This is a genomic window from Campylobacter sp. CFSAN093226, from assembly GCF_012897595.1.
In the GTDB taxonomy this organism is placed as follows: domain Bacteria; phylum Campylobacterota; class Campylobacteria; order Campylobacterales; family Campylobacteraceae; genus Campylobacter_D; species Campylobacter_D jejuni.
Genome location: NZ_CP040608.1, coordinates 424,467 through 448,039 on the forward strand (window position 1 = coordinate 424,467; position 23,573 = coordinate 448,039).

Consider the following 23,573-nt stretch of genomic DNA (forward strand, 5'->3'; position numbering starts at 1 on the left):
ATATGGAAAAGATAGCAGATATTATCGAATCTATTGCTAATGAAAAAAATTTAAACTTAGAGAATGTAAGAGAAAAGGTAGCTACCGCTTTAATCAATACTGCAAAAAGAATTTATGGACAAGAATATGAGTTTTTTGTGGATCCTAAAAATTTAAATCTTTATCAAAAAATTACCATAGTAGCAGATAATGACGAGAGATTGCAAAATAAAAGTGAGAGTTTTATCGCGTTAAGTAAGGCAAAATCAGAAGCTCCAGATGTTGAAATAGGAGATGAATTAACCTATGAATGTTCTTTGGAAAATTTAGGAAGAACTGCGGTAAATACCTTGCATAAAGAACTTGAATATCATATACAAAAATTATTAGAACAAACTATTTTTGAAAAGTATAAAAACAAAGTAGGGCAAATGGTTTTTGGTACAGTTGTTAGAGTGGATAATGAAGAAAATACTTTTATTGAAATAGATGAATTAAGAGCTTTTTTACCGAGAAAAAATCGCATTAAAGGGGAAAAGTTTAAAATAGGTGATGTGGTAAAAGCTGTGATACGCCGTGTTTATACAGATAAGGGTATTAAAATCGAGCTTAGTCGTACAAGTCCTAAATTTTTAGAATGTTTACTTGAAGCTGAGGTTCCAGAAATCAAAGATGGTTATGTCAATATTATAGGATGTGCTAGAATTCCAGGTGAAAGAGCAAAAATCATTCTTCAGGCCAATGGAACAAATATCGATCCTGTAGGAGCTACAGTAGGTGTTAAAGGTGTAAGAATTAATGCGGTAAGCAAAGAGCTTCATAATGAAAATATTGATTGTATAGAATTTACAAATGAGAGTGAAATTTTAATTTCTCGTGCCTTGGCTCCTGCTATTGTAAATTCTGTAAAAATTGAAGATAAAAAAGCTATTGTAAGTTTAAATAGCGAACAAAAAAGCAAAGCTATAGGAAAAAATGGTATTAATATTCGCCTTGCTTCTATGTTAAGTGGTTATGAAATAGAGCTCAATGAATTAAGCTCATCGCAGCTAAATAATGCCATCAGCAATGAAGAAGCAATGAAAAATCTTCAAGATTTGTTTAAAATTTAAAATATTTGTGAATTTTCACAAATATTTTTTATAAAACCACTTCCAATAAAATGCCGCAAAGATAAAAATCATACCCAATAAGCCTGTAATTAGTTCTAAACTCAAGCCTATTTCAAATAAAAAGCCCATAAGCATTGAAATAATAGCGCTAAAACTAAGATAAATCATATCTGTATAAGCGATCACTCTACCATGATATTCTTTGTCGGCATTTTTTTGTATCATAGTGTAGGTGTAAGCCCAAAGCGCTGAGGTAAAAAAACCTGCACCGATTAAACCTAAAAAAGAAATATAAAAATTAAATTGAGTTAAAGCCCAAAGTATAATACCCAAGCCTTGACCAAGATACATGTAAAATAAATTTTTATCATTAATAAATTTGCTTAAAACCATAGGTCCTATAGCTAAAGAACAAGCACGTACTGCATTTAAAAACCCTATTACTAAAGCAGCAGATAAAACTTCTTTATATTGATGTTGCGCTAAAAGCGTAACCAAGGTTTCATAAGCAGTTAAACCTATAAAAGCGTGAAGCAAGATAAGATGAAAAATTATCTTATTGTTTAAAACATAGAAAAATCCTTCTTTTATCATGGTAAAAAAGCGACTTTGTGTTTTTTGATGAAAATCAGGAATGCTTAATCTTACTAAAAAAGAAATGCCTATGAGTATAAGTATACAGTCAAATAGAAAAGCGGTTTTAACTCCTAGAAAATAAATAAAAATTCCCGCACTTGCCATACCTGCTGTATAAGAAATCGCCCAAATGACACTGTGCATTTCATTAGCGAGTTTAAGTTCTTGAGGAGTTAAAATTTTGGCCAATAAACTCATTTCAGCTTGAAAATAAATCGAAGCAACACAAAGTCTTATGAAAATTAAAATAAATAAAAGCCAAAGCATACTAAGACTTGTGACAAAAATAAGACAAAAAATAGAAATTAATTCTATGCTAATCATACTGAGTAAAAGTTTTTTAGGTTTATTTTTCTCTACTATGACGCCATTAATAGGAGCAAGTAAAACTCCAGGTAAAAAAGCAAGCATAGCACTTGTAGCTGTTGCCCAAGTAGGAGCATTAAGTTCGACTAAAAGGGTAAAAACTCCCGTTTGAGAAAACCATGCTCCAAAATATACTATAAACTGAACCGAAGCTAATATTCTGATATTTTTATTATTTTTTAATAGTTCAATGTAATTCATAAGCGAAACTATAGCATAATTTATATTTTAAATGCTATAATTATTTTAATTATGTAAAAAACAAGGAAAAATTTTGAAAAGACTGGATAAAAAAGAAGCTTTAGATTTATTACACCATGCAAGTTTAACAGAACTTGGAGAAATGGCTTATAAAAGAAAATTAGAACTTCATCCTGAAAAAATCACCACTTTTGTTGTGGATAGAAATATTAATTATACCAATGTTTGTTGTATTGATTGTTCTTTTTGCGCTTTTTATCGCCATCATAAAGAAGATGATGCTTATATTTTAAGCTTTGAAGAGATAGGCAAAAAGATAGAAGAGCTTGAAGCTATCGGGGGAACACAAATTCTTTTTCAAGGCGGGGTGCATCCAAAATTAAAAATAGAATGGTATGAAGAATTAGTTTCTTGGATAAAAGAACATTATCCAAATATCACTGTGCATGGTTTTTCAGCAGTTGAGATCGCTTATATTGCAAAAGCATCTAAAATTTCAATCACTGAAGTGTTAAAAAGATTGCAAGCTAAAGGTTTATTTTCTATACCAGGAGCAGGTGCTGAGGTGCTAAGCGATAGGGTGCGTGATATTATCGCACCAAATAAATGTGATACAGCTACTTGGTTAGAAGTACATCGCCAAGCTCATAAAATTGGTATGAAAAGTACAGCTACTATGATGTTTGGAACGGTTGAAAATGATGAAGAAATCATCGATCATTTTGAGCATTTGAGAAAATTACAAGATGAAACAGGGGGATTTAGAGCTTTTATTTTATGGAGCTTTCAAAGTGATAATACTGTTTTAATCCAAAAACATCCAGAGATTATGAAACAAAGTTCTAACAAATATTTAAGACTTTTAGCTTTAGTAAGACTTTATTTAGATAATTTTAAAAATTTACAAAGTTCTTGGGTAACTCAAGGCTCACTTATAGGCCAGCTTGCTTTAAAATTTGGGGCCAATGATTTAGGCTCAACTATGATGGAAGAAAATGTAGTAAGTGCTGCAGGAGCAAGTTATAGAATGAATCAAGATGAGATGATAAGGCTGATTAGAAGTTTAGGCGAAAATCCAGCTAAACGCAATACCGCTTATGAAATTTTAGAAAGGTTTTAATGCAGTATTTAGAGAGTAGGGGTATTAAAATCCCTTTTATTTTTGAAAAAAATTCTGATTTTCCTATTGTTGTTTTAAAGCTTGTTTTTAGAAATTGTGCTAGAAGTTATGATGAAATAGCAGGCTTAGCTAAGATGTTTTCACGTATTTTAAATGAAGGCGTGGATGATAAATTTTTTAAGGATTTAGAATTTAGAGCGATAAATTTAGAGGCAAGTAGTGGTTTTGAAAGTTTGGAAATCAATCTTTCTTGCTTGAAAGAAAATTTTGATTTTGCTTTAAAGAGTTTAGAAAAATTGCTTTTAAAACCAAGAATAGAAGAAAAAACTTTGCAAAAATTAAAAATCAATGCCTTAGGTGAGCTCGCGAGTAAAAATAGTGATTTTGATTATTTAGCAAAAAATTTACTCAATGCTCAAATTTTTAAATGTAAAGAATTTCAAAGTCCAAATGATGGAGATGAAAAAAGTATAGAAACTTTGTCTTTAAAAGATTTGCAAAATTTTTATAAAAATTTTATCCATCTTAGTGATTTGGTTGTGATTTTAGGAGGAGATTTAGAAGAAAAACAAGCCAAGGAAGATCTTTTAAAACTCTTATCAAAACTTCAAATAGGCAAAAAAAATACTCCAAAAAAATATGAGTTAGGCAAAAACATCAAAGATGAAATTTTGGTACGCCCAGAAAGTGAACAAGCTTATATTTATTTTGCTACGCCTTTTTTTGCTGATTTTAAAGATAAGGATTTATATCTTGCAAAAATTGCCTTATTTGTGCTAGGGCAAGGAGGATTTGGTTCAAGGATTATGGAAGAAATTCGTGTTAAAAGAGGTCTTGCATACTCAGCTTATGCTATGCTTGATATGAATATGTCTTTTTCTAGAGTTTTTGGATATTTACAAACTAAAAATGAAAGCGCTAAAGAAGCTAAAAAAATCGTAAAAGAGCTTTTTGAAGATTTTATAAAAAATGGCATGACTCAAAATGAACTTGATCAAGCTAAAAATTTTCTCATAGGATCAACTCCTTTGCGTTATGAAAGCTTAAGCAAGCGTTTATCTATGTCTTTTAACGAATTTTATCAAGGTTTAAATTTGGGATATTATAAAGAAGAGTTAAAACTTATGGAAAAGGTTAAACTTGAAACCATAAATGCTTATATTAAAAAACATCAAGAGCTTTTAAATATAAGTTTTGCAAGCATACAAAATGAAAATTAAAGAAAGTGATTTTGAATTTTTTAAAAAATTAAAAATTAGAAGTGCTATTGATTTAGCGCTTCTTTTACCTAAAAAAATTGAAAATTTAAATCCAAGTAAAAATCCTAAAGAAAATGAAATTTGTACCCAAAAAATCACTATAAAAAGCGTTAGTTCAAGAAAAAATCAACTTTTTGGTTTAGGTTTTTGTGAGGAATGGCAAGAAAATATTTCTTTTGTGTTTTTTCATCCTAGAGCTTGGCATTTTGGTATTTGTAAGGTAGGAAAAGAGCTTATTTTTAATGCTAAACTCTCGCATTTTAATCACACTTGGCAATTTAACAATCCTAAAATTTTAACTTCTTTTGAGGGTTTTAGTCCAAAGTATCAAATTTTAGGTTTAAAAGATACAAAAATTGCTGCTTTTATACATAAATATCTTAATTATGAAAATTTAAAAGAAAGTGGCATAGAGGATAAATATATACATTTTCTTTTAAATTTGCATGCTTATGATGAAAAAAGTTTTTTTATGTTTGAAAATTTGCAAAATTTTAGCAAAGATTTAAAATATATAGAAATATATAATTTTTTAAAGCGTTTAAAAGCTAAAAAAACGCATTTTAAAGCTCATCAAATCAATGTTTTTAATATAGCCAATTGGCTTAAAGATTTGCCTTTTTCTCTTACTAAAGATCAGCTTAATGCCTTAAAAGACATAGAAAAAGATTTACACTCAAAAGAAGCCAAAAGGCGTGTGATTATGGGTGATGTGGGGTGTGGTAAAACCTTGGTTTTACTTGGTGCGGCTTTGATGGTTTATCCTAAGCAAGCTATTTTAATGGCACCTACTAGTATTTTAGCGTATCAGCTTTATGAAGAGGCTAAGAAATTTTTACCTGATTTTATGAATATTTTGTTTATTAAAGGGGGTAAAAAAGAAAAAGATTTAGAACAAAATATCCAAAAAGCAAATCTTGTTATAGGCACTCATGCTCTAATTCATTTAGAAAGCCATAATGCCGTACTTGTAATGATAGACGAACAACATCGTTTTGGATCAGCTCAGCGTGAGAAAATTCATTCTTTAAATAAACAAGAATTTGCCCCTCATTTTATACAGTTTTCAGCTACGCCTATTCCAAGAACTTTAAGCATGATACAATCTGAACTTTTAAATTTTAGCTTTATTAAACAAATGCCTTTTAAAAAAGATATTACAACTTATTGCATACAAAATGAAGGTTTTTCTAAGCTTAGCGAGAAGATCAAAGAAGAAATCGCTAAAAATCATCAAATTATCATTATTTATCCCTTATTGAGTGCTAGTGATAAGATTCCTTATCTTTCTTTAGAGCAGGCCAAAGAATATTGGCAGAGTCATTATGAAAAAGTTTTTGTAACTCATGGAAAAGATAAACAAAAAGATGAAATTTTAGAGCGTTTTAGAGACGAGGGAAATATTTTACTAAGCACTACAGTGGTGGAAGTAGGTATTTCTTTGCCAAGATTGAGTATGATAGTGATTGTAGGAGCGGAACGTTTAGGACTTGCTACTTTACATCAACTTCGTGGCCGTGTAGGTCGTGTAGGGCTTAAAAGTGCTTGCTATCTTTATACTAAGCTTAAAGAAATTCCGAGTCGTTTAAAAGAATTTGCTAGCACTTTAGATGGGTTTAAAATAGCAGAGCTTGATCTTAAAAATCGTTTGAGTGGAGATTTGCTCGATGGTTTTATGCAACATGGAAATGAGTTTAAATTTTTTGATTTTTCCAAGGATGAGGAGATTTTAGAAAAGGTAAAAAAAGATTTGGCAAAAAAATTGCCAAATTAATGTCCGCCGTACTTGTAAAGCATATTTTGAAAATGTGAAGCTATCATTTGTGCACGCTGTAAAATGACATTTTTCATTTCTTCATTATAAACTATATTTAAACTTTCTTCAAAAAGTTTTAGCCAAATTTCAAAAAACTCTTGAGGAAAAGGAGGTAGATCTAAGTGCTTTTTTAAGGGTTGCCCATTATAATCACCTTCGCCTAAAAGCATGCCTGCCCAAAAATTTCCTATTTTTGCTTTATGTTCTTTCCATTCTTCATCGCTTGTTCCAATAGCATTGTTAAAAATAGGACCTAAATCCTTATCTTTTCTAACTTTTTCATAAAATATTTCCATGAGTTTTGCTATGCTTTCTTGATTAATTGTTTCAAATTTCATATAAGCCTTTCTTAAATGTTAATTTTATGGCGTTAATATAGCAAAAATAAGATAAATTAAATTTAACATAAGTTAAGAATGGAAATATTATATAATGAAAGATTATTTAGAACTTTTATCTAGTGTAGGAAAATTAAAAAAATTTCAAAAAAATAGTATTTTATTTTATGAAGGCGAAGAGGCTAAAAATTTTTTTATTTTACTCAAGGGAAAAATACGCATTTATAAAAGTACAGCAAGTGATAAAGAAATTACTTTGCATTATTTTAATCCTCCAAATTTTATAGCAGAAATGCCTGCTTTTAAAAAATTAAATTATCCTGCTAATGCTGTTTTTGAAGAGGATGGAGAAATTTTGGAAATTGATTTTATTAATTTTCAAAATTTATGCAGTGAAAATAAAGAATTCAATTTTTTACTTATCAGTTCACTTTTTGATAAAATTAAAATTTTAGAAAAGAAATTATCTCAAAATGCATTAGATTTAAGGACGAGATTATTAAAGTATCTTTTGGAAAATGAAAAAAATTTAGATACAATTTCACAAAAACAAATTGCAATTGATTTAAATGTTAGAGCGCAATCTTTATCTCGAGTGTTAAAAGAACTTAAAATTTCAGAACTTATTGATACAAAAAAAGGTAGAATTGAAATTTTAAATAAAGATATGATCATGAAAGAACTTTGGTAAAATTTAAGGTAGAGAATGGATTTTGATTTTATATTAGCTCAAGCTCCTGCTTTTTTAACGGCTGCTTGGCTTACGATAAAACTAAGCTTTTTTGGAATTATTTTTTCTTTGATAATAGGTTTGTTTTGTATTTTAATGAGTTATTTTAAAATAAAAATTTTAGAAAATATTTGCAAGCTTTATATAGAGTTTTCAAGAAATACGCCTTTATTAATTCAACTTTTTTTCTTATATTATGCTTTACCTAAATTTAATATACATTTAGAGCAAATTCCACCGCTTGATTTGATTTGCTTAAGCGTAGAAGAAACTTTAAGGCCTTCTTTTGCTTGTGCTATAGTAGGACTTAGTTTTTTAGGAGGTTCTTATATGGCTGAAAGTTTAAGAGCGGGATTTGAAGCCATAAGAAAACAGCAGTTTGAAGCGGGACTTTCTTTGGGTTTTTCAAAATTTGGAAATTTGCGTTATGTGATTTTGCCGCAAGCTTTGGCTATTTCTATGCCAAGTATTAGTGCTAATATTATATTTTTAATCAAAGAAACTTCAGTCGTTAGTATTATTGCCTTGCCAGATTTGGTGAATTTAATGAAGAGTTTAAATTCCTTAACCTATAAGACAGATGAGCTATTGTTTTTGTTGTTTATGGGATATTTATGCATTATTTTGCCTTTGTCTTTTATTTTGCTAAAGTTTGAAAAAAGGTTGCTTCATGCTTGAACTTTTAAATACCGATACGCTTTTAAGACTCTGGCAAGGGCTTTTTGTCACTCTTGAAATTTCATTTATCAGCATTATTATTACTTCGATAGGTGGGTTATTTTTAGGAATTTTAATGAGTTTTAAAAATACCTATATCTATGCTTTTTGTCGTTTGGGTTTAGAATTTGTGCGTGTTATGCCACTTTTAGTATGGCTTTTTGTGGTGTATTTTGGTTTTCCTAGATGGTTTGGGTGGGATTTGAGTTCTGTAAGTGCAGCTATTATTGTTTTTAGCATTTGGGGTTGTTTTGAGATGATGGATTTGGTGCGTGTTTCCTTGCAGAGTATTCCAAAACATCAGTATGAAAGTGCATCATCTTTAGGTTTAAATACGGTGCAAAGTTTTGCTTATGTTATTATTCCACAAGCTATGCGTCGTTTAACTCCTATGAGCATGAATTTACTTACTCGTATGATTAAAAGTACAACCTTTGCTTATTTAATCGGCGCGGTAGAGCTTGTAAAAGTAGGGCAACAAATTATAGAATTTCATAATAGAAATGATTTTGCACCTTTTATTATTTATGGTTTGATTTTTTTTATCTTTTTTATACTTTGTTATCCTATCACTTTATATTCAAGAAAATTAGAGAAAAAATGGAGCTAAAATGAGTATACTAAAAATAGAAAATTTACAAAAGTATTATGGTTCGCATCATGCTTTAAAAGATATTAATTTAGAAGTTAAGGCTAAAGAAGTTGTGGTGATTTTAGGTCCTAGCGGATGTGGAAAATCTACGCTTTTGCGTTGTATTAATGGGCTTGAAGAGATTGCAAGTGGTAATATTTATATTGATAATGAGAAAATAGATAAAGATTTTAAAGAATGGCCAAGAATGCGTCAAAAAGTTGGTATGGTTTTTCAATCTTATGAGCTTTTTGAGCATTTAAGTGTTGAAGAAAATATACTTCTAGGGCCTATGAAAGTGCAAAAAAGAAAGAAAGATGAGGTTTTAAAAGAGGCTAAAATTTGGCTTGAAAAGGTGGGGCTTTTGCATAAAATTCATGCTTATCCAAGAGAACTTAGCGGAGGACAAAAGCAAAGAATTGCCATAGTAAGAAGTTTATGCATGAATCCTGAGTTAATGCTTTTTGATGAGGTTACAGCAGCGCTGGATCCTGAGATTGTCAGAGAAGTTTTAGAAGTGATGTTAAATCTTGCAAAAGAGGGTATGACTATGCTTATTGTTACTCATGAAATGGGTTTTGCTAAAGCTGTAGCAGATAAAATTATTTTTATGGATGAAGGAAAAATCATCGAAGAAAATGATCCTAAAAGTTTTTTTAAAAATCCAAAAAGCGAAAGAGCAAAGAAATTTTTAAATTTATTTGATTATCATAATATAGATAAAAATAATATTGGTTTATGATAATAAAATTTACAAGACTAAAATTTTATAGAAAAACTAAAAAAGTCTTGACAAAATTTTTTTTTTGAGTTATAATCTTACTTTTATTTTTGCTGGTTTAGCTCAGTTGGTAGAGCAGCTGCCTTGTAAGCAGCAGGTCGGGGGTTCAAGTCCCTTAACCAGCTCCATTTATTTTAGCAGTGTTTGACCAGAATATTGAAAAAGCAATATTTTTATGGTGAGTTACTCAAGTGGCCAACGAGGGCAGACTGTAAATCTGCTGGCTTTCGCCTTCCGTGGTTCGAATCCACGACTCACCACCATGCTTTGCGGGAGTAGCTCAGTTGGCTAGAGCATCAGCCTTCCAAGCTGAGGGTCGCGGGTTCGAGTCCCGTTTCCCGCTCCAATAATTTAAAAGAACTGGGAGCTGTATTTTAAAACCTTTAACTTACAGTATATATCCCATTTAAGAGTTTTTGTTGTCTGTTATTGTGTATAATTTTTCTGAGCGCTCGTATGGCTCAGAGGTAGAGCACTCCCTTGGTAAGGGAGAGGTCGCGGGTTCAATTCCCGCTATGAGCTCCATGAATTGAAAAAATTATATAGATATAAGACTTGCTTTGCTCAATTTATTTTTTATACGGAGGAAAAAAATGGCTAAAGAAAAATTTTCACGTAATAAGCCACACGTAAATATTGGTACTATTGGTCATGTTGACCATGGTAAAACTACTTTAACAGCTGCTATTTCTGCTGTTCTTTCTAGAAGAGGTTTAGCAGAGCTTAAAGATTATGATAATATCGATAATGCTCCAGAAGAAAAAGAGCGTGGTATTACTATTGCTACTTCTCATATTGAATATGAAACAGACAATCGTCACTATGCACACGTTGACTGCCCAGGTCACGCAGATTATGTTAAAAACATGATTACAGGTGCTGCACAAATGGATGGAGCGATCTTGGTTGTTTCTGCTGCAGATGGCCCTATGCCACAAACTAGAGAGCACATTCTTCTTTCTCGTCAAGTAGGCGTTCCATATATTGTTGTTTTTATGAATAAAGCAGATATGGTTGATGATGCTGAACTTTTAGAGTTAGTTGAAATGGAAATTAGAGAATTATTAAGCTCTTATGATTTCCCAGGCGATGATACACCTATTATTTCTGGTTCTGCTTTAAAAGCTCTTGAAGAAGCTAAAGCTGGACAAGATGGTGAATGGTCAGCAAAAATTATGGATCTTATGGCTGCAGTTGATAGCTATATTCCAACTCCAACTCGTGATACTGAAAAAGACTTCTTGATGCCAATTGAAGATGTTTTCTCAATTTCAGGTCGTGGTACTGTTGTTACAGGTAGAATTGAAAAAGGTGTTGTAAAAGTAGGTGATACTATCGAAATCGTTGGTATTAAAGATACTCAAACAACAACTGTAACAGGTGTTGAAATGTTCAGAAAAGAAATGGATCAAGGCGAAGCAGGAGATAACGTAGGTGTTCTTCTTCGTGGTACTAAAAAAGAAGAAGTTATCCGTGGTATGGTTCTTGCTAAACCAAAATCAATTACTCCACACACTGACTTCGAAGCTGAAGTTTATATCTTAAATAAAGATGAAGGTGGTAGACATACTCCATTCTTTAACAACTATAGACCACAGTTTTATGTAAGAACAACTGATGTTACAGGTTCGATTAAATTAGCTGATGGTGTTGAAATGGTTATGCCAGGTGAAAATGTGAGAATTACTGTAAGCTTGATCGCTCCAGTAGCACTTGAAGAAGGAACTCGTTTTGCTATTCGTGAAGGTGGTAAAACTGTTGGTTCAGGTGTTGTTTCTAAAATTATTAAATAATTTAATAAAGCCAAGTTAAAAGCTTGGCTTTAATTTTTTAAGGAAAATTGAAATGAGAATTAAAGTTGGTTTAAAGTGTGAAGAATGTGGTGATATTAATTATAGCACCTATAAAAATAGTAAAAATACTACTGAAAAATTAGAATTAAAAAAATATTGCCCAAGATTAAAAAAACATACACTTCACAAAGAAGTTAAGCTAAAAAGTTAAGCTTGCGCCCTTAGGGCAATAGCTCCAACGGTAGAGCGCCGGATTCCAAATCCGATGGTTGGGGGTTCGAATCCCTCTTGCCCTGCCATAATTAAGGTTTAAATAAATGGAAAAATTAATAACTTATTTTAAATTATCAAAAGCCGAATTAAGGAAAGTAATTTTTCCTTTAAAAGAACAGGTAAGAAATGCCTATATTACAGTTTTTGTGGTTGTTGCGGTGATTTCTTTGTTTTTGGCGTTAGTGGATTGGCTTATGTCCTCTATTGTTTCTGCGATCGTATAAGGAGAGTAAATGAGTACTCATAAATGGTATGCAATTCAAACTTATGCTGGCAGTGAAATGGCAGTTAAAAGAGCCATTGAAAATTTAGTAAAAGATAACGGAATTGAAGAACAACTTAAAGAAATTGTTGTTCCAACTGAAGATGTTATTGAATTTAAGAATGGAAAGGAGAAGATTAGCGAAAGAAGTTTGTATTCAGGATACGTTTTTGCACTTCTTGATTTAAATACAGAGCTTTGGCATCGCATTCAATCTCTTCCAAAGGTTGGTCGTTTTATTGGAGAATCCAAAAAGCCAACCCCTTTAACAGAAAAAGATATTAATTTGATTTTGGAAAAAGTTCACAATCGTGCAGCGCCTAAACCAAAGATTTCTTTTGAAGAAGGGGAAAATGTGAGAATCACAGAAGGGCCATTTGCAAACTTTACTGCAATTGTAGAAGAGTATGATATGGTTCGTGGTTTATTAAAATTAAATGTTTCTATTTTTGGACGTTCAACTCCAGTGGAGATCTTATATTCTCAAGTTGAGAAAATAATTTAATTTATATCAAGTAAGGAGATTTGTTATGGCTAAAAAAGTCGTAGGCGAAATTAAATTGCAAATTGCTGCCACAAAAGCAAACCCATCACCACCTGTTGGTCCTGCTTTGGGTCAGCAAGGTGTTAATATTATGGAGTTTTGTAAGGCTTTTAATGAAAGAACAAAAGATATGGCAGGTTTTAATATCCCTGTTGTTATCACTGTTTATGCAGATAAAAGTTTTACTTTTATTACAAAACAACCGCCAGCTACGGATTTGATCAAAAAAGCAGCTGGAATTTCTAAAGGTACGGATAATCCACTTAAAAATAAGGTGGGTAAGTTAACTCGTGCTCAAGTTTTAGAAATAGTAGATAAGAAAATTGCAGATTTAAATACTAAAGATAGAGATCAAGCTGCTAAAATTATTGCAGGTTCAGCTCGTTCTATGGGTGTTGAAATCGTAGATTAATCCTTTCACCGCCAAGGTAAAAGGCGGTAGCACTTTAAAATGCGGAGAAAATAAATGGCTAAGATAGCAAAAAGATTAAAAGAATTATCACAAAAAATTGATTCAAATAAAGAGTATGCTTTAAGCGATGCAATTGATACAATAAAGACTTTAAAGTCTGCTAAATTTGATGAGACTGTAGAAATTGCTTTAAAACTTAATGTTGATCCAAGACATGCAGATCAAATGGTAAGAGGATCTGTTGTTTTACCTGCTGGAACGGGTAAAAAAGTTCGTGTTGCTGTAATTGCAAAAGACGCAAAAGCTGATGAAGCGAAAAATGCTGGTGCAGATATTGTGGGTAGCGATGATTTAGTAGAAGAAATTCAAAAAGGTAATATGAATTTTGATGTTTTGATTGCTACTCCAAATTTAATGGGACTTGTTGGTAAAGTTGGTAGAATTTTAGGGCCAAAAGGTTTAATGCCAAATCCTAAAACTGGAACAGTGACTATGGATGTTGCTCAAGCAGTTAATAATGCAAAAAGTGGTCAGGTAAATTTCCGTGTTGATAAGCAAGGAAATATCCATGCAGGTCTTGGTAAAGTAAGTTTTTCCAAAGAACAATTATGGGATAATGTTAGCACTTTTGTAAAGGCAATTAACAAACATAAACCTGCTGCAGCTAAAGGTAGATATATTAAAAATGCGGCTTTATCTTTGACAATGAGCCCTTCTGTAAAGCTTGAAACACAAGAATTGCTTGATATGAAATAAGAGTTGCTTTTTTGCAACTCTTTTGTTTTAAAATAAACATTTGAAAAAATTTTTGATTTTTTGAAATGTTTATTTTAGATTGAAGATAGTCGAGGCGTAAGCTTAATTGGATTTCCACTCTACTTGAAATCTCAATCGGAAAGGAGAAAATGTGACTAGAAGCGAAAAAGTTGAGATTATTGCTAAACTTGAAGAAGGTTTTAAAGCTAGTGAAGCTATTGTAGTTTGTAATTACAGAGGTCTTAGCACAAAAAAACTAGAAGAGCTTAGAAATAATGCAAGAGAAAACAATGTAAAAGTTCAAATTGTTAAAAATACTTTGGCTAACATTGCTCTTAACAATTCCGGTAAAACAGGTCTAGTTCTTAAAGATACAAATATTTATCTTTGGGGCGAAGATCAGCTAAGTGTTTCAAAAGTAGCTGCTAAATTTGAAGAAAATAACGATAAATTTGAAATCAAAACAGCTCATATTGAAGGCGAAGTTGCAGATGTTGCTAAGGTTAAAGCTCTTGCTAAAATGCCTTCACGCAATGAGTTGCTTGCTATGCTTTTGCAAGTTTGGAATGCGCCAATTACCAATTTCACAATAGGTTTAAATGCGCTTAAAAATAAAAAAGAATCTGAATAAATTAAATAAAAGGATAAAAAATGGCAATCTCTAAAGAAGATGTATTAGAATATATTTCAAATTTAAGTGTTCTTGAGTTATCAGAACTTGTAAAGGAATTTGAAGAAAAATTTGGTGTGTCTGCTGCTCCTGTAATGGTAGCTGGTGGTGCTGTAGCTGGTGGTGCTGTAGCTGCTGCTGAAGAAAAAACTGAATTTGATATCGTTTTAACTGATGGCGGTGCTAAAAAGATTGAAGTTATTAAAATCGTTCGTGCTCTTACAGGCCTTGGTCTTAAAGAAGCAAAAGATGCAGTTGAGCAAACTCCTTCAACTCTAAAAGAGGGTGTGGCTAAAGCTGAAGCTGAGGAAGCTAAAAAACAACTTGAAGAAGCTGGTGCTAAAGTAGAACTTAAGTAATTTTAAGCTTTAAAGTTAGAAGAAGATTTGCCAAGGCAAGTCTTCTTTTTTTATTTTTACCTAATTTTTAGGTCTTCTTTTTTAAATTTACAAAATTTACCATGAGGTATGTGCGATATGTTAGATAATAAATTAGGAAATCGTTTAAGAGTAGACTTCTCAAACATTTCAAAACAAATAGAAATCCCAAATCTTCTACAATTACAAAAAAAGAGTTTTGATTATTTTTTAAATCTTGATAATGGTGAAAGTGGTATAGAAAAAGTTTTTAAATCAATTTTTCCTATTCATGATCCGCAAAATAGATTGAGTCTTGAATATGTTAGTAGTGAAATAGGCAAGCCAAAATATACCATTCGCGAATGCATGGAAAGAGGTTTGACTTATTCTGTAAATTTAAAAATGAAAATCCGTCTTACTCTGCATGAAAAAGATGAAAAAACAGGGGAAAAAGTTGGCGTAAAAGATATTAAAGAACAAGAAATTTATATCCGCGAAATTCCTTTAATGACAGATCGTGTATCTTTTATCATTAACGGGGTTGAGAGAGTGGTTGTAAATCAATTACATAGAAGCCCTGGTGTTATTTTTAAAGAAGAAGAAAGTTCAACGGTTGCAAATAAGCTTGTTTATACAGCACAAATTATTCCTGATCGTGGTTCGTGGCTTTATTTTGAATACGATGCCAAAGATGTTTTGTATGTAAGAATCAATAAGCGTAGAAAAGTTCCTGTAACTATGCTTTTTAGAGCTTTAGGGTATAAAAAACAAGATATTATTAAGTTGTTTTATCCTATTCAGACTATACATGTGAAAAAAGATAAATTTTTAACAGAATTTAATCCAAATGATTTTATGGATAGAATAGAATATGATATTAAAGATGAAAAAGGAAAAATCGTTCATCAAGCTGGAAAAAGACTTACAAAGAAAAAAGCAGAACAGCTTATTAAAGACGGTTTAAAATGGATAGAATATCCTGTAGAAATTTTACTTAATCGTTATTTAGCAAATCCTATTATTGATAAAGAAAGTGGAGAGGTTTTATTTGATTCTTTAACTTTGTTAGATGAGAGTAAGCTTGCTAAGATTAAAGAGCAAAAAAGTTTTGATATAGCAAATGACTTGGCTAATGGCGTTGATGCAGCGATTATTAACTCCTTTGCCCAAGATGGAGAAACTCTAAAACTTCTTAAACAAAGTGAAAATATCGATGATGAAAATGATTTAGCTGCGATTAGAATTTACAAAGTTATGCGCCCAGGTGAACCTGTGGTAAAAGATGCAGCGAAGGCTTTTGTAAATGATTTATTCTTCAATCCTGAAAGATACGATCTTACCAAGGTAGGTCGTATGAAAATGAACCATAAATTAGGTCTTGAAGTACCTGAGTATGTTACTGTTTTGACTAATGAAGATATTATTAAAACTGCAAAATATTTAATTAAAGTAAAAAATGGTAAAGGACATATTGATGATAGAGATCATTTAGGAAATCGTCGTATCCGTTCTATAGGTGAACTTTTAGCCAATGAACTTCATTTAGGTCTTGCAAAAATGCAAAAGGCGATCAGAGATAAATTTACTTCTTTAAATGCGGATCTTGATAAAGTAATGCCTTATGATTTAATCAATCCTAAAATGATTACTACAACTATCATTGAATTTTTTACAGGAGGTCAGCTTTCGCAATTTATGGATCAAACCAACCCTTTAAGCGAGGTTACTCATAAGCGTCGTTTGTCAGCGCTTGGTGAAGGTGGACTTGTAAAAGAAAGAGCAGGTTTTGAAGTGCGTGATGTTCACGCGACACATTATGGTAGAATTTGTCCAGTTGAAACACCTGAAGGTCAAAATATTGGTTTGATTAACACTCTTTCTACTTATGCAAAAGTAAATGAACTTGGCTTTGTTGAAGCGCCATATAGAAAAGTTGTAAATGGTAAAGTGACTAATGAAGTTGTTTATCTTACAGCGACACAAGAAGAAGGCTTGTTTATCGCACCAGCTTCAACTAAGGTTGATGCTAAAGGCAATATAGTAGAAGAATTTGTTGAGGCTAGGCAAGATGGTGAAACTATACTTGCAAGACGCGAAGAAGTGCAATTAATCGATCTTTGCTCAGGTATGGTTGTTGGAGTTGCAGCTTCTTTGATTCCGTTTTTAGAGCACGATGATGCAAACAGAGCGCTAATGGGTTCAAACATGCAACGTCAAGCTGTGCCACTTCTTACTGCTTCAGCTCCGATAGTAGGAACAGGTATGGAACAAATTATTGCGCGTGATGCTTGGGAAGCTGTTAAAGCAAAGCGTGGCGGTGTGGTTGAGAAAGTGGATAATAAAAGCATTTTCATTTTAGGTGAAGATGATAAAGGTCCATTTATTGACCATTACACTATGGAGAAAAATTTAAGAACCAATCAAAATACAAATTATATTCAACACCCTATTGTTAAAAAAGGTGATATAGTAAAAGCAGGACAAATTATCGCAGATGGTCCTTCTATGGATCAAGGCGAACTTGCTATAGGTAAAAATGCTTTAATCGCTTTTATGCCTTGGAATGGTTATAACTATGAGGATGCTATAGTTGTAAGTGAGAGAATTATTCGTGAAGATACTTTTACAAGCGTGCACATTTATGAAAAAGAAATTGAAGCAAGAGAACTAAAAGACGGTATAGAAGAAATTACCAAAGATATTCCAAATGTAAAAGAAGAAGATGTTGCGCATCTTGAGGAGAGCGGTATTGCAAAAATTGGTACCCATATCAAACCAGGTATGATTTTGGTGGGTAAGGTTTCTCCAAAAGGTGAGGTTAAACCAACTCCTGAAGAAAGACTTTTAAGAGCGATTTTTGGAGAAAAAGCAGGACATGTTGTGAATAAATCCCTTTATGCAACCGCTTCTTTAGAGGGTGTTGTTGTGGATGTTAAAATTTTCACTAAAAAAGGCTATGAAAAAGATGATCGCGCAATAAAATCTTATGATAAAGAAAAAATGGCTTTAGAAAAAGAGCATCATGATAGACTTTTGATGATGGATAGAGAAGAAATGCTTCGTGTTTGTGCTCTTCTTTCCAAAGCCTCTTTAAATAGCGATCAAAAAATTGGAGATAAAAATTATAAAAAAGGACAAACTGCAGATATTAGCGAACTTGAAAAAATCAATCGTTTTACTTTAACAACTTTGATTAAAGCTTATTCTAAAGAGATTCAAAAAGAATACGATGATTTAAAAAATCATTTCCAAAATGAGAAGAAAAAATTAAAAGCAGAACACGATGAAAAGCTTGAAATTTTAGAAAAAGATGATATTTTACCAAGTGGGGTAATTAAGCTTGTTAAAGTTTATATTGCTACAAAAAGAAAGCTTAAAGTCGGTGATAAAATGGCAGGACGTCATGGAAATAAAGGTATAGTTTCAACTATAGTTCCTGAAGTAGATATGCCTTATTTGCCAAATGGTAAGAGCGTGGATATTGCGCTTAATCCACTTGGCGTTCCAAGTCGTATGAATATAGGTCAAATTTTAGAAAGTCATTTAGGTTTAGTTGGACTTAGACTTGGGGATCAAATTCAAGAAATTTTTGATAGAAAGCAAAAAGATTTTCTTAAAGAATTAAGAGCGAAAATACTTGAAATTTGTTCTATTCCAAGACTTGCAAACGAAAAAGAATTTATTAAAAGCTTAAGCGATGAAGAGCTTTTAAACTATGCTAGAGACTGGAGTAAAGGAGTTAAATTTTCTACTCCTGTTTTTGAAGGTGTAAATATAGAAGAATTTAGCAAGCTTTTTAAAATGGCTAAGATAGATATGGATGGCAAAACAGAACTTTATGATGGACGCACGGGGGAAAAAATTGCAGAGCGTGTTCATGTAGGATGTATGTATATGCTAAAACTCCATCACTTGGTTGATGAAAAAGTTCATGCAAGAAGTACAGGACCTTATAGCTTGGTTACCCAACAACCTGTGGGTGGTAAAGCACTCTTTGGGGGACAAAGATTTGGAGAAATGGAAGTTTGGGCACTTGAAGCTTATGGAGCGGCTCACACTTTAAGAGAAATGTTAACCATAAAATCAGATGATGTAGAAGGTAGATTTAGTGCCTATAAAGCATTGACAAAAGGTGAAAATGTTCCAGCAACAGGAATTCCTGAAACATTTTTTGTATTAACCAATGAGCTTAAATCTCTTGCTTTAGATGTTGAGATTTTTGATAAGGATGAAGATAATGAGTAAATTTAAAGTAATAGAAATTAAAGAAGATGCAAGACCTAGAGATTTTGAAGCATTTCAACTAAGACTTGCAAGTCCTGAAAAAATCAAATCATGGTCTTATGGAGAAGTAAAAAAACCAGAAACTATTAATTATAGAACCTTAAAGCCTGAAAGAGATGGGCTTTTTTGTGCAAAGATTTTTGGACCTATAAGAGATTATGAGTGTCTTTGTGGTAAATACAAAAAAATGCGTTTTAAAGGCGTTAAGTGTGAAAAATGTGGTGTTGAAGTAGCAAATTCAAAAGTGCGTCGTTCTAGAATGGGGCATATCGAGCTTGTAACTCCTGTGGCTCATATTTGGTATGTTAATTCTCTTCCAAGCCGTATAGGAACGCTTTTGGGTGTTAAGATGAAAGATCTTGAGCGCGTGCTTTATTATGAAGCTTATATTGTTGAAAACCCAGGTGATGCTTTCTATGATAATGAAAGTACTAAAAAAGTGGAATATTGCGATGTTTTGAACGAAGAGCAATATCAAAATTTAATGCAACGCTATGAAAATAGCGGCTTTAAAGCAAGAATGGGTGGAGAAGTTGTTCGTGATTTACTTGCAAATTTAGATCTTGTAGCGCTTTTAAATCAGCTTAAAGAAGAAATGGGGGCTACAAATTCAGAGGCTAAGAAAAAAACTATCATTAAACGCTTAAAAGTTGTAGAAAATTTCTTAAATTCAAATTTAAACGCCAATACCGATAGCGACGAAGCTGTACCAAATCGTCCTGAATGGATGATGATTACAAATCTTCCAGTTTTACCGCCAGATTTGCGTCCTTTAGTGGCTTTAGATGGTGGGAAATTTGCAGTTTCTGATGTGAATGACTTATATCGTCGTGTTATCAATAGAAATACACGTCTTAAAAAACTTATGGAACTTGATGCACCTGAAATCATTATCAGAAATGAAAAAAGAATGCTTCAAGAGGCTGTTGATGCGCTTTTTGACAACGGTCGTCGTGCTAATGCTGTAAAAGGAGCAAATAAACGCCCATTGAAATCTTTAAGTGAAATCATCAAAGGGAAACAAGGACGTTTTAGACAAAATCTACTAGGTAAAAGGGTGGATTTCTCAGGTCGTAGCGTTATTGTTGTAGGTCCAAAACTTAGAATGGATCAATGCGGTTTACCTAAAAAAATGGCTTTAGAGCTTTTTAAGCCACATCTTTTAGCTAAGCTTGAAGAAAAAGGTTATGCAACCACAGTAAAACAAGCTAAAAAAATGATAGAAAATAAAACCAATGAAGTTTGGGAATGTTTAGAAGAGGTAGTAAAGGGACATCCTGTTATGCTAAACCGTGCACCTACTTTGCATAAGCTTTCTATCCAAGCTTTTCATCCTGTTTTAGTGGAAGGTAAGGCTATACAACTTCATCCTTTGGTTTGTGCAGCATTTAACGCAGACTTTGATGGGGATCAAATGGCAGTGCATGTACCGCTTTCTCAAGAGGCTATTGCAGAATGTAAAGTGCTTATGCTTTCATCAATGAATATTCTTTTACCAGCAAGCGGTAAGTCTGTAACCGTTCCATCGCAAGATATGGTTTTAGGAATTTATTATCTTTCGTTGGAAAAAGCAGGTGCTAAAGGTTCGCATAAAATTTGTACAGGCATTGATGAAGTGATGATGGCACTTGAAAGCAAGTGTTTGGATATTCATGCGAGCATACAAACTATGGTAGATGGTAGAAAGATTACCACTACAGCAGGAAGATTGATTGTTAAATCCATCTTGCCTGATTTTGTGCCTGAAAATAGTTGGAATAAAGTCTTAAAGAAAAAAGACATTGCTGCGCTTGTAGATTATGTTTATAAACAAGGTGGTTTAGAGATTACAGCAAGTTTCTTAGATAGACTTAAAAATTTAGGTTTTGAATATGCAACTAAAGCAGGTATTTCAATTTCGATTGCAGATATTATTGTTCCTAATGATAAACAAAAAGCTATCGATGAAGCAAAAAAACAAGTAAGAGAAATTCAAAATTCTTATAATCTCGGTTTGATTACTTCAGGGGAAAGATACAATAAAATCATTGATATTTGGAAAAGTACAAACAATGTTCTTTCAAAAGAAATGATGAAGCTTGTAGAAAAAGATAAAGAAGGTTTTAACTCTATTTATATGATGGCAGATTCTGGTGCTAGGGGTAGTGCAGCTCAAATTTCTCAGCTTGCTGCGATGAGAGGACTTATGACCAAACCTGATGGTTCTATTATCGAAACGCCTATTATTTCAAATTTCCGTGAAGGGCTAAATGTTCTTGAATACTTTATTTCAACTCACGGTGCTAGAAAAGGTCTTGCAGATACCGCTCTTAAAACAGCAAATGCGGGTTATTTGACAAGAAAACTCATCGATGTTGCACAAAATGTAAAAATTACCATTGAAGATTGTGGAACACATGAGGGTGTTGAAATCAATGAAATTACCGCAGATAGTTCTATTATAGAAACTTTAGAAGAAAGAATTTTAGGCAGGGTTTTAGCTGAGGATGTGATTGATCCTATTACAAATTCTGTGCTTTTTGCGGAAGGTACTTTAATGGATGAGGAAAAAGCAAAAATTCTTGGCGAAAGCGGTATAAAAAGTGTCAATATCCGCACTCCTATTACCTGCAAAGCTAAAAAAGGAATTTGTGCAAAATGTTATGGTATCAATCTTGGTGAAGGTAAATTAGTAAAACCAGGCGAAGCAGTGGGAATTATTTCCGCTCAATCTATCGGTGAACCAGGAACGCAGCTAACTCTAAGAACTTTCCATAGCGGGGGAACTGCAAGTACGGATTTACAAGATAGACAAGTAAGCGCACAAAAAGAAGGTTTTATAAGATTTTATAATCTTAAAACTTATAAAAACAAAGAAGGTAAAAATATCGTAGCAAATCGTAGAAATGCGGCGGTTTTACTTGTGGAGCCAAAAATCAAAACTCCATTTAAAGGTGTGATTAATATAGAAAATATTCATGAAGATGTGATTGTTTCTATTAAAGATAAAAAACAAGAAGTAAAATACATATTAAGAAAATACGATCTTGCTAAACCAAATGAATTAGCAGGTGTAAGTGGCAGTATAGATGGAAAACTTTATTTGCCATATCAAAGCGGCATGCAAGTAGAAGAAAATGAAAGTATCGTAGAAGTGATTAAAGAGGGTTGGAATGTACCAAATCGTATTCCTTTTGCGAGTGAAATTTTAGTAGAAGATGGCGAGCCTGTAGTTCAAAATATCAAAGCAGGCGAAAAAGGAACACTCAAATTTTACATCCTTAAAGGCGATGGTTTAGATAGAGTAAAAAATGTTAAAAAAGGTGATATTGTTAAAGAAAAAGGATTCTTTGTAGTGATTGCTGATGAAAATGATAGAGAAGCAAAAAGACACTATATCCCAAGAGAATCTAAGATAGAATTTAACGATAGTGAAAAAATCGATGACGCAAATACTATCATTGCAAGTGCTCCTAAAAAAGAAAGAAAAGTGATTGCAGAATGGGATGCTTATAATAATACTATCATTGCAGAAATTGATGGTGTTGTAAGCTTTGAGGATATTGAAGCAGGTTATAGTGCCGATGAGCAAATTGATGAAGCTACAGGTAAGCGTTCTTTAGTAATTAATGAGTATTTACCTAGCGGAGTTAGACCAACTTTGGTAATTGCAGGAAAAGGTGATAAAGCTGTGCGTTATCACCTTGAACCAAAAACCGTTATTTTTGTTCATGATGGCGATAAAATTGCTCAAGCAGATATTTTAGCAAAAACTCCAAAAGCAGCAGCTAAATCAAAGGATATTACAGGAGGTCTTCCAAGAGTTTCTGAACTTTTTGAAGCAAGAAAACCAAAAAATGCGGCTGTGATTGCAGAAATTGATGGTGTTGTTCGTTTTGATAAGCCTTTGCGTTCTAAAGAAAGAATTATTATCCAAGCAGAAGATGGAACAAGTGCTGAGTATTTAATCGACAAATCAAAACATATTCAAGTAAGAGATGGAGAGTTTATTCATGCAGGTGAAAAACTTACAGATGGAGTTGTTTCGAGTCATGATGTGCTTAAAATTTTAGGTGAAAAAGCCTTGCATTATTATTTGATTTCTGAAATTCAGCAAGTTTATCGCGGACAAGGTGTTGTGATTTCTGATAAACATATAGAAGTTATCGTTTCTCAAATGCTAAGACAAGTAAAAGTTGTAGATAGTGGACATACGAAATTTATTGAAGGTGATTTGGTTTCAAGACGTAAATTCCGTGAAGAAAATGAAAGAATCATTAGAATGGGTGGAGAACCAGCTATTGCCGAGCCTGTGCTTTTAGGTGTAACAAGAGCAGCGATTGGAAGTGATAGTGTGATTTCTGCGGCTTCATTCCAAGAAACTACCAAAGTTTTAACTGAAGCAAGTATAGCAGGTAAATTTGACTACTTAGAAGATTTAAAAGAAAATGTTATTCTAGGTAGAATGATTCCTGTTGGAACAGGGCTTTATGGCGAACAAAATTTAAAACTTAAAGAACAAGAATAAAACTCTATTTTATAGCCCTTCGGGGCT

General features: G+C 32.5%; 20 protein-coding genes and 5 tRNA genes. 23 read left to right on the plus strand and 2 right to left on the minus strand.

From position 1 onward, the window contains the following. The first annotated feature begins 2 nt into the window (after positions 1–2). Positions 3–1,091 (plus strand): transcription termination factor NusA, encoded by a 1,089-nt coding sequence (gene nusA, locus FBF02_RS02250; protein WP_002858478.1) that lies wholly within the window; start codon positions 3–5, stop codon positions 1,089–1,091. Positions 1,092–1,106: 15 nt separating this feature from the next. Here the strand turns inward: nusA and FBF02_RS02255 are convergent, their stop codons facing one another. Next, complete coding sequence (locus FBF02_RS02255) at positions 1,107–2,294, minus strand: MFS transporter (protein WP_002858477.1); 1,188 nt, start codon at positions 2,292–2,294, stop codon at positions 1,107–1,109. Between the two features lie 73 nt (positions 2,295–2,367). Between FBF02_RS02255 and FBF02_RS02260 the strand changes: the two genes are divergently transcribed. The 3 genes from FBF02_RS02260 to recG are packed head-to-tail and all read left to right on the plus strand — an operon-like array spanning position 2,368 to position 6,447. Next, on the plus strand, positions 2,368–3,414 hold the full coding sequence (locus tag FBF02_RS02260; protein WP_021034191.1) for a dehypoxanthine futalosine cyclase: 1,047 nt from the start codon (positions 2,368–2,370) through the stop codon (positions 3,412–3,414). After that, positions 3,414–4,634, plus strand: a complete 1,221-nt coding sequence (locus tag FBF02_RS02265; RefSeq protein ID WP_002858609.1) for a pitrilysin family protein — start codon at positions 3,414–3,416, stop codon at positions 4,632–4,634. The genes FBF02_RS02260 and FBF02_RS02265 overlap by 1 nt, the downstream gene beginning before the upstream one ends. Further along, entirely contained in the window at positions 4,624–6,447 is a 1,824-nt protein-coding gene (recG, locus tag FBF02_RS02270; RefSeq protein ID WP_002858588.1) for an ATP-dependent DNA helicase RecG, read from the plus strand. Before FBF02_RS02265 ends, recG begins: the two co-directional genes overlap by 11 nt. On the opposite strand, the gene ctb is transcribed toward recG, so the two are convergent. Further along, positions 6,444–6,827, minus strand: coding sequence for a truncated hemoglobin Ctb (gene ctb, locus FBF02_RS02275; RefSeq protein WP_002858471.1), 384 nt, complete (start codon positions 6,825–6,827; stop codon positions 6,444–6,446). The two genes, recG and ctb, sit on opposite strands and share 4 nt — an antisense overlap. A 94-nt stretch (positions 6,828–6,921) precedes the next feature. Here ctb and nssR point away from each other — a divergent pair, with 94 nt between their 5' ends. From nssR to rpoC, 19 genes are all read left to right on the plus strand, one after another. Next, positions 6,922–7,518 carry a nitrosative stress-sensitive transcriptional regulator NssR gene (gene nssR / locus FBF02_RS02280; protein ID WP_002851096.1) on the plus strand — a complete coding sequence of 199 codons (597 nt, stop codon included), beginning with the start codon at positions 6,922–6,924 and terminating at the stop codon, positions 7,516–7,518. A gap of 15 nt (positions 7,519–7,533) precedes the next feature. After that, a complete protein-coding gene (locus FBF02_RS02285) occupies positions 7,534–8,235 on the plus strand; it encodes an amino acid ABC transporter permease (protein WP_002858512.1) in 702 nt (233 codons plus the stop codon). Next, complete coding sequence (locus FBF02_RS02290; protein WP_002864176.1) at positions 8,228–8,884, plus strand: amino acid ABC transporter permease; 657 nt, start codon at positions 8,228–8,230, stop codon at positions 8,882–8,884. The genes FBF02_RS02285 and FBF02_RS02290 overlap by 8 nt, the downstream gene beginning before the upstream one ends. A gap of 1 nt (position 8,885) precedes the next feature. Then, complete coding sequence (locus FBF02_RS02295) at positions 8,886–9,647, plus strand: amino acid ABC transporter ATP-binding protein (protein ID WP_002858600.1); 762 nt, start codon at positions 8,886–8,888, stop codon at positions 9,645–9,647. A 91-nt stretch (positions 9,648–9,738) separates the two neighbouring features. Further along, a tRNA-Thr gene (locus FBF02_RS02300) sits at positions 9,739–9,814 on the plus strand. Positions 9,815–9,863: 49 nt separating this feature from the next. Next, positions 9,864–9,949 (plus strand) — tRNA-Tyr (locus FBF02_RS02305). Between the two features lie 6 nt (positions 9,950–9,955). Next, a tRNA-Gly gene (locus tag FBF02_RS02310) sits at positions 9,956–10,032 on the plus strand. A gap of 104 nt (positions 10,033–10,136) precedes the next feature. Then, positions 10,137–10,211, plus strand: a tRNA-Thr gene (locus FBF02_RS02315). Positions 10,212–10,279: 68 nt separating this feature from the next. Next, positions 10,280–11,479, plus strand: a complete 1,200-nt coding sequence (tuf, locus tag FBF02_RS02320) for an elongation factor Tu (protein ID WP_002855271.1) — start codon at positions 10,280–10,282, stop codon at positions 11,477–11,479. Between the two features lie 52 nt (positions 11,480–11,531). Further along, a complete protein-coding gene (rpmG, locus tag FBF02_RS02325; protein WP_002793551.1) occupies positions 11,532–11,690 on the plus strand; it encodes a 50S ribosomal protein L33 in 159 nt (52 codons plus the stop codon). A 12-nt stretch (positions 11,691–11,702) separates the two neighbouring features. After that, positions 11,703–11,778 (plus strand) — tRNA-Trp (locus FBF02_RS02330). 18 nt (positions 11,779–11,796) lie between these two features. Beyond that, on the plus strand, positions 11,797–11,976 hold the full coding sequence (gene secE, locus FBF02_RS02335; RefSeq protein ID WP_002854985.1) for a preprotein translocase subunit SecE: 180 nt from the start codon (positions 11,797–11,799) through the stop codon (positions 11,974–11,976). A 9-nt stretch (positions 11,977–11,985) separates the two neighbouring features. Beyond that, positions 11,986–12,519, plus strand: a complete 534-nt coding sequence (nusG, locus tag FBF02_RS02340; protein ID WP_002851098.1) for a transcription termination/antitermination protein NusG — start codon at positions 11,986–11,988, stop codon at positions 12,517–12,519. Positions 12,520–12,544: 25 nt separating this feature from the next. After that, positions 12,545–12,970, plus strand: coding sequence for a 50S ribosomal protein L11 (rplK, locus tag FBF02_RS02345; protein ID WP_002779452.1), 426 nt, complete (start codon positions 12,545–12,547; stop codon positions 12,968–12,970). Positions 12,971–13,024: 54 nt separating this feature from the next. Next, a complete protein-coding gene (gene rplA, locus FBF02_RS02350; protein WP_002854928.1) occupies positions 13,025–13,726 on the plus strand; it encodes a 50S ribosomal protein L1 in 702 nt (233 codons plus the stop codon). 151 nt (positions 13,727–13,877) lie between these two features. Beyond that, complete coding sequence (gene rplJ, locus FBF02_RS02355) at positions 13,878–14,357, plus strand: 50S ribosomal protein L10 (RefSeq protein WP_002858610.1); 480 nt, start codon at positions 13,878–13,880, stop codon at positions 14,355–14,357. Positions 14,358–14,377: 20 nt separating this feature from the next. Then, positions 14,378–14,755 (plus strand): 50S ribosomal protein L7/L12, encoded by a 378-nt coding sequence (gene rplL, locus FBF02_RS02360; RefSeq protein ID WP_002858569.1) that lies wholly within the window; start codon positions 14,378–14,380, stop codon positions 14,753–14,755. 108 nt (positions 14,756–14,863) lie between these two features. Next, a complete protein-coding gene (rpoB, locus tag FBF02_RS02365) occupies positions 14,864–19,000 on the plus strand; it encodes a DNA-directed RNA polymerase subunit beta (protein WP_077409342.1) in 4,137 nt (1,378 codons plus the stop codon). Further along, the gene (rpoC, locus tag FBF02_RS02370; RefSeq protein WP_002858508.1) at positions 18,993–23,546 is read left to right on the plus strand and encodes a DNA-directed RNA polymerase subunit beta'; all 4,554 of its coding nucleotides are present in this window, start codon (positions 18,993–18,995) and stop codon (positions 23,544–23,546) included. The genes rpoB and rpoC overlap by 8 nt, the downstream gene beginning before the upstream one ends. Positions 23,547–23,573 lie beyond the last annotated feature (27 nt).

Coding starts and splice junctions, on each gene's coding strand:
- nusA (WP_002858478.1), top strand. CDS start 3: ATGGAAAAGATAGCAGATATTATCGAATCTATTGCTAATGAAAAAAAT.
- FBF02_RS02255 (WP_002858477.1), bottom strand. CDS start 2,294: ATGAATTACATTGAACTATTAAAAAATAATAAAAATATCAGAATATTA.
- FBF02_RS02265 (WP_002858609.1), top strand. CDS start 3,414: ATGCAGTATTTAGAGAGTAGGGGTATTAAAATCCCTTTTATTTTTGAA.
- recG (WP_002858588.1), top strand. CDS start 4,624: ATGAAAATTAAAGAAAGTGATTTTGAATTTTTTAAAAAATTAAAAATT.
- ctb (WP_002858471.1), bottom strand. CDS start 6,827: ATGAAATTTGAAACAATTAATCAAGAAAGCATAGCAAAACTCATGGAA.
- nssR (WP_002851096.1), top strand. CDS start 6,922: ATGAAAGATTATTTAGAACTTTTATCTAGTGTAGGAAAATTAAAAAAA.
- FBF02_RS02285 (WP_002858512.1), top strand. CDS start 7,534: ATGGATTTTGATTTTATATTAGCTCAAGCTCCTGCTTTTTTAACGGCT.
- FBF02_RS02290 (WP_002864176.1), top strand. CDS start 8,228: ATGCTTGAACTTTTAAATACCGATACGCTTTTAAGACTCTGGCAAGGG.
- FBF02_RS02295 (WP_002858600.1), top strand. CDS start 8,886: ATGAGTATACTAAAAATAGAAAATTTACAAAAGTATTATGGTTCGCAT.
- tuf (WP_002855271.1), top strand. CDS start 10,280: ATGGCTAAAGAAAAATTTTCACGTAATAAGCCACACGTAAATATTGGT.
- rpmG (WP_002793551.1), top strand. CDS start 11,532: ATGAGAATTAAAGTTGGTTTAAAGTGTGAAGAATGTGGTGATATTAAT.
- secE (WP_002854985.1), top strand. CDS start 11,797: ATGGAAAAATTAATAACTTATTTTAAATTATCAAAAGCCGAATTAAGG.
- nusG (WP_002851098.1), top strand. CDS start 11,986: ATGAGTACTCATAAATGGTATGCAATTCAAACTTATGCTGGCAGTGAA.
- rplK (WP_002779452.1), top strand. CDS start 12,545: ATGGCTAAAAAAGTCGTAGGCGAAATTAAATTGCAAATTGCTGCCACA.
- rplA (WP_002854928.1), top strand. CDS start 13,025: ATGGCTAAGATAGCAAAAAGATTAAAAGAATTATCACAAAAAATTGAT.
- rplL (WP_002858569.1), top strand. CDS start 14,378: ATGGCAATCTCTAAAGAAGATGTATTAGAATATATTTCAAATTTAAGT.
- rpoB (WP_077409342.1), top strand. CDS start 14,864: ATGTGCGATATGTTAGATAATAAATTAGGAAATCGTTTAAGAGTAGAC.
- rpoC (WP_002858508.1), top strand. CDS start 18,993: ATGAGTAAATTTAAAGTAATAGAAATTAAAGAAGATGCAAGACCTAGA.